Raw genomic sequence first — 14,315 nt, forward strand, 5'->3', positions numbered from 1 at the left:
GTCTTTTCCTCGTGCGTCAATCGGATTTTCTGGTCGAGTTCACGACCTCGACGCGGAGGAAAAGGCGACGCCTGTGGTCAGGATTCGTTGTTGTTGCATACGGTCCGGCAATGTCTTGTCAGCGCTACAGCAAGAGGCGGACCAGAACTCTCAGAAGGGCCGTTTGAAGAGGATCATTAATTATTATAGTCTGTTGGCTGAGACGATGCGGTGACTGACCTAGTCGAAGGTGTTCAGAAACCGGACATGTCAACCTGACATGTCCGGTTTACGGCCGGCTACTGGTCACGAAACGTGTCCGCGGAGATGCCGTACTGCTTAAGCTTGGCGTACAGCGTCGTGCGCGAGATGTTGAGCAGGTTGGAGGCACGCCGGAAGTTGCCGCCGGTTTCGCGCAGGGTTTCGAGGATCAGCGCCCGCTGGATGCGCTTAAGCGACATGCCGGCCTCGCCCGGGGCGGCCGGCCGGCCCCGCAGCATGTCGGTCATGACGTCCTGGGGCAGGTCGGCGATGTCGATGCGGCTGGAGCAAGCCACGTTGACCAGGCGCTCGATGCAGTTTTCCAACTCGCGCACGTTGCCGGGCCAGTGGTGGGCGGCCAGGGCGGCCAGGGCCTCGCGGGAGATCTCCAACTCCGGCTTGCCGAGAGAGGCGGTGAACTTGTCCAGGAACAGCCGGGTGAGCAGCGGCACGTCGCCTTCGCGCTGCCGCAGGGGCGGGATGGCGATGGACAGGACATTGAGGCGGTAATAGAGGTCGCCGCGAAAGGCGTTGTTGCGCACGGCTAAGGCCAAGTCCTTGTTAGTGGCCGCGATGATGCGCACGTCCACGCGCCGGGCCTCCTTGCCGCCCAGGCGCGTCACCTCGTTTTCCTGCAAAAGCCGCAGCAGGCTCACCTGAGCCTCCAGGGGCATCTCGCCGATCTCGTCCAGAAACAGCGTCCCCCCGTCGGCCAGCTCGAACTTGCCCGGGCTGCCCTCCTTGAGCGCTCCGGAAAAGGCCCCGGCCACGTAGCCGAACAGTTCGCTTTGCACCAGGTTTCGCGGCAGCGCGCCGCAGTTGACCACCACGAACGGCCCCTTGCGCCTGGCCCCGGCGTTGTGGACGGCCTGGGCGAAGAGTTCCTTGCCGGTGCCGGATTCGCCAAGAAGCAGGGTGGTGGCGTCGCCCTGGGCGGCTACCCGGGCCAGCCGCACCGCCTCGCGCAGGGCCTTGGACTGGCCCAGGATGTGCTCGAAGGTGTAAACGGCCTTGGCTCCGGCCACCCGGGCGGCGTATTTGCGCATCCGCCGGGTTTCACGCAGGGTCAGGATGACGCCGCCGTCGGCAAAGGGCGCGCAGGAGAGCGCGCACGACAGCTCGCCTTGGACAAGCCGGAAGGTCACCTCCCGGTCGTGGAAGGTCTGCCGGTCAGCCAGGATGGCGCGCAGCACCTCGCTTTCGCGCACAAAACTTCGGATGTCGCGGCCGACCACGTCCGGGGACAGCCCCAGCATGGAACAGGCCTGGCCGTTGAGGCTGACGATGGTCCCGTCGGCCCCGAGCACGGCCACGCCGTCGTCGAGAAGTTCGAGGATGACGCGCTGGCTGGCGATAAGCGCGCGCAGGCGCAAATGCTCCTCGATGGCGTGGGCGGCGGCTTCCACCAGCCCCAGGGTGTGCTGGTGGAAGTTCTCGGTGCTGATGGCCAGATTGAGCGCGCCCAGGAACCGGCCGGTGCTGTCGTGGATGGGCGCGGCCGAGCAGCTTAAATAGTGCAGGGAGGAGCTGAAATGCTCCGCGCCCATGACGTGGACCGGCCGGCGTTCAACCAGGCACAGGCCCATGCCGTTGGTCCCAAGGGTGGCTTCGTCGCAGCGCCGCCCGGGTTCGCCGTAGGGCACGCTGGCCAGGTCTTCCCGGGTGGCCGACACGTGCAGCACCAAGCCGGTCGTGTCCACCAGGGTGACCACGCTGCTGGAGAGGTGAATGGAGTGGGCCAGCCGGTCCATGACCCGCTTGGCCGTGTCCACCAGCTCCCGGTTGTCGGCTACGGATCGGGCCAGGCCGGCGGCGTCGATGGGGCACAGGGCCAGCGTATCGGCCGGAAAGCCGGCCCGGCGGCAACGCTGCCAGGATTGGAGAATGACCGGCCGCGCCACGGCCTCGTCCACGGCCAGGCCGGCCTGGAATCGCCGCCATTGGGCCAGGACGGCCGCGGCTCGCTCCCGGGACAGCGGCAGCTGCGCTTCGGTTTCCATGAAGGTCTCCCCTGCCGCCTCCGGACGGCGAGCCGGCGTCCGGGCAGCATAGGGCCGGGGCCGGGGCAATTCAAGCCTTGGTCCGCATTGTCTTTCCCCGGGCGAAAGGCTACCTGTCGGGCGGCGGTTGGAGGCCGCCGCGCCGTATGAACACCCCTCGCGACGTTCTCAAACAGGTTTTCGGCCACGACCGCTTCCGCGGTCCCCAGCAAGCCATCGTCGAGCACGTGCTTGGCGGCGGCGACGCCGTGGTGCTCATGCCCACCGGCGGCGGCAAGTCGCTGTGCTACCAGATCCCGGCCATCCTGCGCCCGGGCACGGCCATCGTTATTTCACCGCTCATCGCGCTCATGCGTGACCAGGTGCAAACGCTCTCCGGCCTTGGCGTGCGGGCCGAGTGCCTGCATTCGGCCCTGCCGGCCGGCGCGGCCCGGGAGGTCATGGCCAGTCTGCGTCGGGGCGAGCTCGACATTCTCTACACCGCCCCGGAGCGGTTCATGACCCAGGGTTTCGCCAATCTCCTGGCCGGGTTGCCCCTGGCCCTATTCGCCATCGACGAGGCCCACTGCGTCTCCCAGTGGGGGCATGATTTTCGGCCGGAATATCTGCAGCTGGCCTCCATTGCCCATGATTTTCCCGGCGTGCCCCGCATGGCGCTGACGGCCACGGCCGACGGTCCGACCCGGGCCGACATCCTCACGCGCCTGGAACTGTCCCAGGCCCGGGTCTTCGCCACCGGCTTCGACCGGCCAAACATCCGCTATCTGGTCGAACCCAAGGACCATCCCCGCAGGCGGCTGTTGCGGTTTATCCGCGAGGAGCACCCCGGCCAGTCCGGCATCGTCTACCGCCTGTCTCGGGCCAAGACCGAGGACACGGCCCAGTGGCTTACCGACAACGGAATCCCGGCCCTGGCCTACCATGCCGGTCTGGCCCCGGCCGAGCGCGACCGCCGCCAGGACCGCTTCATGCGCGAGGAAGGTCTGGTCATGGCCGCCACCGTGGCTTTTGGCATGGGAGTGGACAAGCCCGACGTGCGCTTCGTGGCCCATCTCGATCCGCCCAAAAGCCTGGAGGCCTACCATCAGGAGACCGGCCGGGCCGGGCGCGACGGCGAACCGGCCACGGCGCTGATGCTCTACAGTCTGGCCGATTTCGCCGCCCTGCGCCGGCTCATCGCCCCGGAAGGCGGCGAGGGCACGCGCACCCGCATTGATCTGTCCAAGCTCGACGCCCTGGCCGGCTACTGCGAGACCGATTGTTGCCGCCGCCAGACCTTGCTTGGGTATTTCGGAGAGGCCCGGCTTGAGCCGTGCGGCAACTGCGACGTCTGCCTGGACCCGAGCCAACCCGAGGACGCCACCGTGGCCGCCCAGAAGGCGTTGTCGTGCGTTTTTCGCACCGGCCAGCGCTTCGGGGCCGGCCATTTGGTCGACGTGCTGCTCGGCCGGCCGACCACCCAGGTGGAACGCTTCAACCACCGCGAGGTGAGCACATTCGGCATCGGCGCGGACCTGACCAAGGACCACTGGCGGGCCATCTACCGCCGTCTGGCCGCCATGGGGGCCCTGGCCCCGGACGAGGCCGGCCACGGGGGCCTGGTGCTCACGCCGCTGGCTTGGGAGATCCTCAAGGGGCAGCGGCCCTTTGCCATGCGCCTGCCCAAGGAACCGCCGCCCAAGGAGCGGCGCAAGCGCTCCCGGGGTACCGCCGGGGAGGGCGGCGGCAAGAAGAGCTGGGTGTATGACCACCTGTCCACCCCCGAGGACGCGGCCCTTTGGGACCGGCTGCGCTCCTGGCGGGCCGAGACGGCCAAGGAGGGCGGCGTGCCGCCCTATGTGGTCTTCCATGACCGCACGCTGCTGGACGTCGTGCTGCTAAAGCCCCAGGACCCTGCCGGGCTGGCCGGAGCTGGCGGCATGGGCCAGGCCAAGATCGACAAATACGGCCAGACGCTGCTTACCATGCTCGCCGAGCACTATGCCGCCCACGGCCGGGCCGCGCCGCGTCCGGCCCTGCCGCCCGAGGCCGGCGCGCTTGCTCCCCGCGAACCCAACGACACGGCGGCCAAGTCCTTGGCCCTGTTTCAGGAACTCGGTTCGGTGGAGGCGGTGGCCCAAAAGCGCGAGCTGGCCGTGTCCACCATCCACGGGCATCTGCTGGCCTATGTGGCCTGGGGTAAGATCGAGGCGGCGAACGTGTGCGGTTTGCCGGACGAGCTCATGGCCCGGGCGCGCGAGACCCTGTCGCGGCTGCGGCGCGAGGGTGTGCCCGGCCTGGGCGCCGCCCACGAGGCTTTGGGAGGCGCGGTCTCGTTTGAGGCTCTGCGCTGCATCGACGCCGAGCTTCGGGCCAAGGCCCGGGACGGGCAGGTGTGATGGCGTTGCAAGGGGCGACCGGTCCCAACGACGCGCGCCAAGGACAGGAGCCGGCCGGCGGATTCGTGTCGCGCGCGGCGAGGCTATTGGACAACAGGCCCCTACGCTGGGCCGCCCTGGCCGTGGTGGTGGCGCTCCAGGGCGTGCTGTTCCTGTCGGGCTACCGCCTCACGCCTGACCAATTGGCTCTGCACCGGGTGTCTATGCTGGGTTTCGACGCCATCCTGACCGAATCCGTGGCCGCCGCCGTGGTGTCCGGGCGTTTCTGCTTTTTCTTTTCGCCGCTGTCGTATTACGCCGAGTTGCTGTCCGACTATTTTGTGGTCCGGGCGCTGTTTATCGGCGTCTACTTCGGGTTCTTGTGGGCCTTTGCCGCCTATTGGGCCCGGCTGGTCCGGGCCGAGGCCGCGCTGTTGCTATTGCTCTTGCTCGTGTCCCTGCAAATCCTTGATTTCAACAACCTGCCGCCCAACAGCTTCACCATCGCTTTTACCCTGCCGGCGCTGCTGCTGGTGTGCTCGCGCCGTGTCTTGCTGTCATGGGACGGCGCGCTCTCCCAGGCCTCGACGGCCAAACGGCTGGCTCTTTTTGCCGTGGTGCTGGCCGCCTATCTGGCCAGCGATTATGTTTTTATCTTCGGCGTCTCCCTGCTGCTCCTGGAGTACGCCCTGGCCTGGTGGCGTGGCCGGGGCGGGTTGATTGCCAAGGCCAAGGGACTTCTGCGGCGCAAGAAAACCTGGTTCGACGCGGCCCCGGTGGCCTTGGCCGCCCTGGCCTACGGCGGCTGGCGGCTGCTCCATCCGCCGGCCTACGCCGGCACCACCCTGGCCGCGGCCTTCGATCCGATCCTGATCCTGGCCACGGCCGCAACCCACGCCGTGGGGGGCTTCACCCTGGCCCGGCCCGAGCTCTACGCCGTGCTGGCGGCCAACGCCTCGCCGCCGCCCGGCGGCTGGCTTCCCCTTGTCGGGGTGTTTGTCGGCAGCGCCTTCCTGGGGGCGGCCACGCTCCAGGAGCTGCGGGGGCTGGCCTTGGGCAAACGCCTGGCGGTGGTCTGCCTCGGCCTGGCCTTTTTCGTGGTCCTGCCCTTGGCGCTTTCGCCCAAGTATCAGCAATTGCAGCTGGAACATCTCCCGGCCTATGTCGACAGCCGGTTCGCCTTCCTGTGGGCCACGGCCGCCCTGGCCTGCCTTGTCTGCCTCCTTGGCCGGCATCTCGGCCACGGGGCGCGGCGGCTTTTTCTCTCGATGCTGTTCGGGCTGATTCTCGGCGCTGCCTCGGCCTACACCTACTATCACAATGCGGACATGAGCCAGGCCATGCTGGAGTACACGGCCGCCTGGGACCGGGCCGGACGTCTCGCCGCCGAGGCACGTGCCGTCACCGGGGCGGGCGGTTCCGAATCGGGTCGAAACGGCGGCCTTGCCGCCCGCGTCGATCCTTTGGGACTGGTGGCGGGCCATCCCGAATTCGACCTGGAAGCCTATTGGCGGCAGTACGTCACCTGGCGCGAAGCGCGCCGGGGCGACGCCTGGCTTGGCGAAAGCCTCGGGCGTTTTGCCGCCCGGCCCGTGACGCTTACTCCCGGCCGTCTCTACGCGGCGGCAGAGCTGCCTCGGCGGTTTTACGGCCGCGCCGGCTGGTATTGGCCGGCTGCCTGGGGCGTGTACAGCCGGGGCGAGCGGGCCTGTCTGCCGTTTGAGGGCGTGGCCCTCGGCAAGGACGGTGTGCTGGCCTTCACCGCCGGCGGGGTGCTGGCCCCGGGACGGGTTTCCCAGGCTCTGGAAGTGTGGGTCAACGGTCAGCCGCTGGCAACGCTCGATCTGACGGCCACGCCGGCCGTGCAGCAGATTGCCGTGCCCGGAGAGCTTCTGTCAGGCGGACAGGCGACGTTCGAATTTCGCCTGGACCGGGCGTTTTCGCCGGCTTCCCTGGGCGGGGAAGACCACCGTAGGCTCGGGTTCGCCCTGCTCAACGTCCTGTTCGTCCAGCCCTGAGTCGCACGGACTTGGCCGGCCGGCCACAGTCCGGCCATGGGCGGCGGGCGCCTGATCTACGCCAGGAGCTTTCACGGTTGCGCGGGCGCGGCTCAAAACGGAGCGGGCGGCGGAACTGATAAACGAGACGTGGCCGGTTGCGCGGGCGCAGCAAGAAGGCGGCGGCAGGACGGCGGCCAGTCCCGAAGCCTTCCCTTGGAGCAAAACACAAGGCCCGGGCCGACAGCGTCGGTCCGGGCCTTGTCCATGAAAAAACGTCCGGCTACAGCTTGCTGCCGAGCTTGGCGGCGGCGGTTTCCACGTCGCTGGCAAAGCCTTCGCGGGCGGCGCGGATGCGTCCGGCCAGTTCGGCGTCGCCCAGGGCCAGGATGGAGGCGGCCAGCCAGGCGGCGTTTTTCGCGCCGGCCCCGTCCAGGGCCACGGTGGCCACCGGATAGCCCGGGGGCATCTGCACGGTGGAGAGCATGGAATCCAGCCCGCCCAGGGCCGAGCCCGGGGCGGAAAGCGGCACGCCGATGACGGGCTTTATGGTGCGCGCGGCCACGGCCCCGGCCAAGTGGGCGGCCAGGCCGGCGGCGCAGATGAAGATCTGGCAGCCCCGGGCCTCGCACTCGCGGATGACCCGCTCGGTGCGCTCCAGGGTGCGGTGGGCCGAGGTGACGGTAAAGATATGTTCGATGCCCAAGGAATCAAGGACCTTGGAGCAAGGACGCATTTTCTCTTCGTCGGACATGGAGCCGATCAAAATGGCGATGCGCATCTATTTTCCCTCCCGTTTAAGGCCCTTGTCGCCGATGTCGCGGCGGCAAAAGGCCCCGTCGAAATGCAATTTCTCCACAGCCCGGTAGGCCGTCGCCTTGGCCTGGGCCAGTCCGTCGCCAAGGGCCGTCACGCCCAGCACCCGGCCGCCCGAGGTCACGACCTGGCCGTTAACGAGCTTCGTGCCGGCCTGGAACACCTTGACCAGCCCGTCGCCGGCCGCCTCGGCCGCCTCGATGCCGGTGATGGCCATGCCCTTGGGGTAGCTGCCCGGATAGCCCGGCGCGGCCATGACCACGCACAGGGCGCTTTTGTCCGACCAGCGCACCAGTTCCGGGCTGAGCTTGCCGGCCCGGCAGGCCAGCATGATGGCCGGCAGGTCGCTAGCCAGGCGCATGAGCAGCGGCTGGCACTCCGGGTCGCCGAAACGGACGTTGTATTCGAGCACCTTGGGGCCGGCCTCGGTCATCATGAGTCCGGCGTAGAGGATGCCGGTAAAGGGATGGCCGCGCTTGGCCATCTCCTTTAAAATCGGATGGATGACCAGATCCATCATCTCGGCGTAGCGCGCGGGCGGCAAGACCGGGGCCGGGCAGTAAGCGCCCATGCCGCCGGTGTTGGGGCCCTGGTCGCCGTCGAAGACCGCCTTGTGATCCTGGCAGGCGGTCATGGGCACGGCGGTTTCCCCGTCGCAAAAAGCCAGGAACGAGGCTTCCTCGCCCACGAGCATTTCTTCCACGACCACGGTGCCGCCGGCCGCGCCAAAGGCCTTGTCCACCATGGCTTCGTCGATGGCGGCCAGGGCTTGGGCCGTCTGCGTGCAGACCGTGACGCCCTTGCCGGCGGCCAGGCCGTCGGCCTTGACCACCACGGGCCGGCCGAGGTCCTGGGCGTAGGCCCGGGCCTTGGCCGCGTCGGTAAACGACGCGTAGGCGGCGGTGGGCACGCCGGCCGCGGTCATGACGTCCTTGGCGAAGGCCTTGCTGCCCTCAAGCTGGGCGGCGTAGGCGTCGGGGCCGAAGCAGGGCACGCTGGCGGTTTCCAGGGCGTCGCGCAGGCCGGCCACCAGCGGCGCTTCCGGGCCGACCACGACCAGATCCATGCCCCGGTCCTTGGCCAGGGCCACGATGCCGGGCACGTCGGTATCGGAAAGCGGCACGTTCTCGCCGCAGGTCGCGGTGCCGCCGTTGCCCGGCGCGGCGATGACCGCCGACACGTCAGGGCTTTTGAGCAGGGTATGGGCCAGGGCGTGCTCGCGGCCGCCGGAGCCGACCACCAGAATGCGCATGTCGCGCCTCCTTGGGCGGGGGATAGGCCCAGAGCGTCCGGCCTTGGGAGACCCCGGCCGGAACCATCGGGAACGCTCCCCGCGATATTGGCTGTCGTGGGGGACGAGCGGCCGGGCAACCCGGCAAAGCCCATCCCAAAGGAAAAAATCCATTAGCCGTAACGCCCGAAAAAGGCAAACCGGTCCGGGAGCCTGGCAAGGCTCCCGGACCGGCGTAAAACGGCTTTCCAGGCCTAAATAGCCTACTTCCAAGGGGGGGGCCGGACCCGTTTGAGCACCCTTGGCCGCTTGCCCGAAAAAAATGACTCCCGAAGTATTTTATTGGCCAAGGGCCCTGGGCGCGTCGTTCGCGCTACCCAGGCTGACCATCAGGCTGTTGAGTTCCTGGGCCTGCCGGGCCAGATCGGACACCGCCTGGGCCGACTGGTGCATGGCCTGGGCAGTTTCGTGGGCAATGGAACTTATGGATTCCACGGAGCGGTTGATTTCGTCGGAGGTGGCCGACTGCTGCTCAGCCGCCGTGGCGATGGCCCGGACCTGATCGCCGGCCGCCTCCACCACGGAGACGATTTCGGTCAGGGCCGCCTCGGACTTCTCGGCCAGCCCCGAAGCCGTCTCGACCTTGGAAACGGCGCGCTCCACCCGGGACACCGCGTCGGCCGTGCCGCGTTGGATGCCGGCGATGGCCTGGCCCACTTCCTTGGTGGCGTTCATGGTTTTTTCGGCCAGTTTGCGGACCTCGTCGGCAACCACGGCGAAGCCGCGCCCGGCCTCGCCGGCCCGGGCCGCCTCGATGGCGGCGTTGAGCGCGAGCAGGTTGGTCTGGTCGGCGATGTCGGAAATGACGTCCATGATGGCCCCGATGCCCTTGGCCTGATCACCCAGGCTCCGCATGTTGTCGGTCAGGACCACCGCTTCCTCGCGGATGGAGCCTACGGCGCTCTCCACGTCGGCCACGAGCTTCGCGCCGCCCCGGGCCTTGTCCCTGGCCAGTTCGGCGCTGCCGGCCGTGGCCGCGGCGTTTCGGGCCACTTCGATGATGGTGGCGTTCATTTCTTCCACGGCCGTGGCCGTCTCCTGGACTCGGCCGTTTTGTTCCTCGGCTCCCCGGCTGGACTGCTCAATCTGGGCCGAGAGTTCCTCGGAAGCGGCGGCCACCCGGTCGGCCACGGCCGAGGCGCTGGCGGCGGTTTGGGCGATGACCGCGTTTTTCTCCTCGATTTGCTGCTTTTGCTCATAGAGTTCGGTGATGTCGTTCCAAAAGGAGATAGAGCCGAGCAGCGTTCCGTCGAGGTCGTAAAAGGGCGTGGTGCGGATGGCGATGCGCAGCTTGCGGCCGGTCACGGTGGTGAAGTCGTTTTCCGCCGCGAGCATCCGGCGTTCCTGAATGGCCCGGTCGGAAAGGGTGTTCTTGGCCGGATCGTTCAAGTAGAACTGGCCCGAGGTTTGGCCGACGAAGGATTTGCCGGGTTCGTATTTGTCGAGGAGCCGGCTGATTTCTTCGTTGTGCCACAGCATATTGAAGTCCGGGCCGACGATGCCGCAGGGGGAGGGGATGCCGTTTAACACGCCTTGGGCGAAGCCGAGTTTGGCTTTGAGTTCGGCCACCATCTGGCGCAGGTTTTCGCCGAAGGCCGCCAGTTCGGCCCGAAGCGGGCACTGGATGGCGGCGTCAAAGTCGCCGCCGGCCACCTTGGCGGTGAAATTGCTCAGACACAGCAGCGGCCGCAGCACCAGCCGGCGGGTGATGAGCACGATGACGGCCACGGCCAGGGCGGCCACGCCCAGGCCCAGGGCCACGAGCGTATTGCGCTGCTCGCCGGCCAGGGTCGTCATCTCGTCGGTGTAATAGGACATGCACACGAGCCAATCAGTGGAGGGAATGCGGGCCACGGCCATGGCCTTGCGCTCGCCGTTCCAAAGGTAATCGAAGGTGCCCGAGCCCTTGTCCATGGCCGCCTTGAATGTCGGATTGGTGGCAAAGCTCTGGAGCAACAGTTTCTGGTCCGGGTGGGAGATAAAATTGCCGTCGCTATCGACCATGAAACCATAGCCGCGTTTTCCGAAGCGAATCGGATCCATGATGGCGGCGGTGAAACGTCCCCAAAGCGGAGCGGCGGCGACGCCGCCCAGGAGCTTGCCGTCCGGGCCGCGCAAGGATTTGGCTACAACATAGATGAGTTCCGAGCCGGATCCGGACTGGAAGACGGACCGGCTGTGGACCGTGTCCTGGCCGGCCAGGATGGCTTTGACGTAATCCCGGTCCTTGCGGTCGCCGCCGCTGATGTCCTGGCCATTGGAGTTGTAGCCGGCGACGATTTTGCCAGAGGTGTCAAAGACGGTGAAAGAAAAGAAATCCTTATGGTTTTTGATGAAGGAGAGCAATAACCTCTGGGTCTCTTCCTTGTTTCCCGAAAAAACAGCCTTGATCTCGTCCTGGGCGGCCAGGGAATCAAGCACCGAGGCCGTGCCCTTGAGGTAGATGTCGGCGGCGCGGGCGGTGAGGGCGGCCGTTTGTTCCAGGCCGCTTTCCTGCACGTTCTCGATCATGGTGAACGAACTTTTCGCGACGTAAATCACGAGGGCCGCGACGCCGGCCAGAATGGTCGCGGCGACGGATGCGGCGATGATGGTGGTGATGCCTGACTTGCCCATGGCGTTCTCCTTGGTATGCGGCGTCTGGCGCTGTTTGGACGCCGCATCGGTGGTTGCTATTGCGCCACAGCTGACTGTCACCACTCTGGGAACGACAAGCGGTCGGGTAAGGGGCTGCTCGGTGCAGGCCCCTGCGGTGTCGGCAACCGCAGGGCGTCATGTAGGAAAACGCCGCCCGCACGGCCGCTGCTGCGGACTGTGCGGACGGCGCCGTATGCGGACGACCCGGCGTCGCTTGTGGGCAATGGGGGCAATGTCTACTTTGAAAATGGGAAATGGGCAAGCCTTACGTCAGCCCTTTTTTCCCTGGGGCAGGGCAAAAGGCTTGGCATCCTGTTGTTGGAGATCGCGTATCAGTTCATTAAGATTGTTTGCCAGATCAGCCAGTTCGCGCACCGCGTCGGCGCAGTGGTCCAGGGTGTCGGCGGCTTTGGCGGCCAGGGCGTTGATGTCGCCGACGGACGCGTTGATGGCTTCGGTGGTGGCGGATTGCTGTTCGGCGGCGGCGGCGATGGACCGGACCTGGTCCCCGGCTCCGGCCACGAGGTCGACGATGCGGGCCAGGGCCTGGCCCGAGCGTTCGGACAAGCCGGTGGCGTCGGCCACCCGGGCGGCGGCCTGATCCATGCGGGAGGCGGTCTCGTCGGCCCCGCGCTGGATGCCGGCAATGGCCTGGCCCACGTCCTTGGTGGCGGCCATGGTCTTTTCGGCTAGCTTTCTCACCTCGTCGGCCACCACGGCAAACCCTCGACCAGCCTCGCCGGCCCGGGCCGCCTCGATGGCGGCGTTAAGAGCCAGCAGATTGGTCTGGTCGGCGATGTCGGAAATGACGCCCATGATGGCCCCGATGCCCTTGGCCCGTTCGTCGAGTTCGCCCATGGTGGCGGCCAGGGCGGCGGATTGCTGGCGCACGGCGTCCACGGCCTTGGCCGCCTCGCCGGCCAGCCCCGCCCCTTCATCGGCGGTGTCCCGGGCCTTTTCCGCCAGGCTGGCGGTGTCGCCGGCGTTTCTGGCCACGTCCATGATGGTGGCGGAAAGCTCGGCCACGGCTGAAGCGGTTTCCTGGACGCGGTGGCTTTGTTCCCGTGCCCCAAGGCTGGCTTCCCCGATGCTGCGGGCCAGATCGTCGGCGGCGGCGGCCATGCGATCGGCCACCTGGGAAGCCTGGCCGGCCAGACTGGAGATCAGCGCGTTTTGCTCCTCGATGCGGTTTTTCTGGCTCACGATGCCGGTCATGTCGTTCCAGAAGATGACGCAACCAAGCAGATTGCGGTCCATATCGTAAAACAGCGTGGTGTCCACATGCAGATGCAGGACACGGCCGCGCCGGGTGGTGAAGTCCAGGTCGAGGGAAAGCCCGCGCCCTTCGCGCAGGGTGCGTTGGGAAAGGGTTTCCCGGTTCGGGTCGCCGTAGAAGAGTTGGCCGGTCACCTGCCCCTTGGCCGATTCCGGGGTGGCGTCGAGGTCGAGCAGGTCGATGACCTGCCGGTTGAGCCACAGGATGCGCCCGTCCGGGCCGGCGATGGCGCAGGGGGCCGGGATGCCGTCGAGGACGCCCTGGGAGAAGCCGAGCTTGTTTTTGAGGTCGGCCACCATGGCGCTGACGCTGGCCGCCAGGTCGGCCAGTTCGAAGCGGAAGCGGCCGACGAGTTTTGCTCCGAGATTGCCGGCCGTGACCTCACGGGCGTAGGCGGCCACCCGGGTTAGCGGACGCAGCGCCATGGCCCGGTTGGCCAGGGTGATGCCGGCCACGGCGGCGACGAGGCAGCAGGCCCCGATGACCAGGAGCAGGTTGCGCTGGGCGGCGGCGGTAGCCGTCATCTCGGATTCGTAAGCGGTCATGCACACGACCCAGCCGGTAAGTGCCACCGGCGCAAAGGCCATGAACTTGCGCTCGCCCTTCCAATCGTAGGCGACCACGCCTTCCTTGCGGGCCAATGCTTCCTTGGCAAAGGGCTGGTCGGCCATGCTTTTGAGCAGCAGTTCCTTGTCGGCGGCGTGGGCAATGACGTTGCCCTTGCCGTCGAGCATGAGGCCGTAGCCGCGCGTGCCAAAGCGCAGGGGGTCGATGAAGTTCTTGGTGAAGACGTTCCATTTGGGGCACACGGCCACGCCGCCAAGCAGCTTGCCGTCCGGGCCGCGCACGGCCTTGGCCACCACGAAGATGAGGATGTCGCCGGTCTTGGCGCTCATGATCTGGTCGGTGAAAAAGAGGTCTTTGCCGCCGAGCACGGCTTTGACGTAGTCGCGGTCGGAGCGGTCGCCGCCGGCCATGTCCTGCAGGTTGGCGTTGAAGCCGGAAACAACCTTGCCTTTGAGATCGAAGGAGAAGATGGCCCAGTAGTGCTTGTAACTCTCGATGTAGTTGCGAAAACGGTCCTGGGAGCGCTTGGCGTCGCCGGACAGGCCGGCAATGACGGCGTCCTGGGTGGCCAGGGCCCGGGCCACGTCGGCGGCGTCTTCGAGATAGAGGTCCAGGGTGCGGCTGGTGGAGGAGGCCAGCTGGCTTAAGGCCGTTTCCTGCAGGTCGGAAGCCATGCGAAACGAGGTGCGCGAGACGTAGAGCACCAGGACGACGATGGCGACGGTGACGCAGCCGGCGACGAGCACGGTGAGCACGGTGTTGACGCTGCCCTTGGCCATGAGCCCTCCCGGGGATTGGGTCCCACGGGCGGCCGGAAGATCCGGCGGCGGCAAACGGCCAAGAGACGCCCTGAGACGCTGTTGGCAGGAATTATTACGGAACGGCAACGAAAAGCGCAACGGCAAAACGTGATAATATCCAGCTTGTCCGGCGGAGGCCGCCGGCCGGGACAGGGGCGGCTCACGCGCCGCTTGCGGAGGCCCGGACGAAGCGCGGGCGAGTGGGGGCTGGTTTGGGGCTTGCGGCCGGCCTGTCGAGAGACTGGCGGGCGGCATGGCCCAAGGGCGTTCTCCTTTGCGGCGCTGGTGTCCGCCGCCGTGAGGCGTGCCTCACGGCGGTCAGTGCATGTTGGTA

General features: G+C 67.2%; 7 protein-coding genes. 2 read left to right on the top strand and 5 right to left on the bottom strand.

The genetic code is table 11. The annotated features are described in order from the left end of the window. Positions 1–278 precede the first annotated feature (278 nt). Positions 279–2,240: a sigma-54-dependent Fis family transcriptional regulator gene (locus tag DMR_RS07810; RefSeq protein WP_015860364.1), complete on the bottom strand. Its 1,962-nt coding sequence runs from the start codon at positions 2,238–2,240 to the stop codon at positions 279–281. 146 nt (positions 2,241–2,386) lie between these two features. On the opposite strand from DMR_RS07810, the gene recQ reads away from it, so the two are divergent. Beyond that, the gene (gene recQ, locus DMR_RS07815) at positions 2,387–4,618 is read left to right on the top strand and encodes a DNA helicase RecQ (protein WP_015860365.1); all 2,232 of its coding nucleotides are present in this window, start codon (positions 2,387–2,389) and stop codon (positions 4,616–4,618) included. Next, positions 4,618–6,615 (top strand): hypothetical protein, encoded by a 1,998-nt coding sequence (locus DMR_RS07820; RefSeq protein WP_043600304.1) that lies wholly within the window; start codon positions 4,618–4,620, stop codon positions 6,613–6,615. Before recQ ends, DMR_RS07820 begins: the two co-directional genes overlap by 1 nt. A gap of 262 nt (positions 6,616–6,877) precedes the next feature. Here DMR_RS07820 and purE read toward each other — a convergent pair whose 3' ends face one another. The 4 genes from purE to DMR_RS07840 form a co-directional block, all read right to left on the bottom strand. Then, complete coding sequence (purE, locus tag DMR_RS07825; RefSeq protein WP_006921735.1) at positions 6,878–7,375, bottom strand: 5-(carboxyamino)imidazole ribonucleotide mutase; 498 nt, start codon at positions 7,373–7,375, stop codon at positions 6,878–6,880. After that, positions 7,376–8,662, bottom strand: a complete 1,287-nt coding sequence (gene purD / locus DMR_RS07830) for a phosphoribosylamine--glycine ligase (RefSeq protein WP_015860367.1) — start codon at positions 8,660–8,662, stop codon at positions 7,376–7,378. Between the two features lie 318 nt (positions 8,663–8,980). Beyond that, positions 8,981–11,317 (bottom strand): methyl-accepting chemotaxis protein, encoded by a 2,337-nt coding sequence (locus DMR_RS07835; protein ID WP_015860368.1) that lies wholly within the window; start codon positions 11,315–11,317, stop codon positions 8,981–8,983. Positions 11,318–11,608: 291 nt separating this feature from the next. Next, positions 11,609–13,960, bottom strand: coding sequence for a methyl-accepting chemotaxis protein (locus DMR_RS07840; RefSeq protein ID WP_015860369.1), 2,352 nt, complete (start codon positions 13,958–13,960; stop codon positions 11,609–11,611). Positions 13,961–14,315: the final 355 nt, after the last annotated feature.

Source organism: Solidesulfovibrio magneticus RS-1 (genome assembly GCF_000010665.1).
Classification (GTDB): Bacteria; Desulfobacterota; Desulfovibrionia; order Desulfovibrionales; family Desulfovibrionaceae; genus Solidesulfovibrio; species Solidesulfovibrio magneticus.

Coding starts and splice junctions, on each gene's coding strand:
- purD (WP_015860367.1), bottom strand. CDS start 8,662: ATGCGCATTCTGGTGGTCGGCTCCGGCGGCCGCGAGCACGCCCTGGCC.
- recQ (WP_015860365.1), top strand. CDS start 2,387: ATGAACACCCCTCGCGACGTTCTCAAACAGGTTTTCGGCCACGACCGC.
- purE (WP_006921735.1), bottom strand. CDS start 7,375: ATGCGCATCGCCATTTTGATCGGCTCCATGTCCGACGAAGAGAAAATG.
- DMR_RS07810 (WP_015860364.1), bottom strand. CDS start 2,240: ATGGAAACCGAAGCGCAGCTGCCGCTGTCCCGGGAGCGAGCCGCGGCC.
- DMR_RS07840 (WP_015860369.1), bottom strand. CDS start 13,960: ATGGCCAAGGGCAGCGTCAACACCGTGCTCACCGTGCTCGTCGCCGGC.
- DMR_RS07820 (WP_043600304.1), top strand. CDS start 4,618: ATGGCGTTGCAAGGGGCGACCGGTCCCAACGACGCGCGCCAAGGACAG.
- DMR_RS07835 (WP_015860368.1), bottom strand. CDS start 11,317: ATGGGCAAGTCAGGCATCACCACCATCATCGCCGCATCCGTCGCCGCG.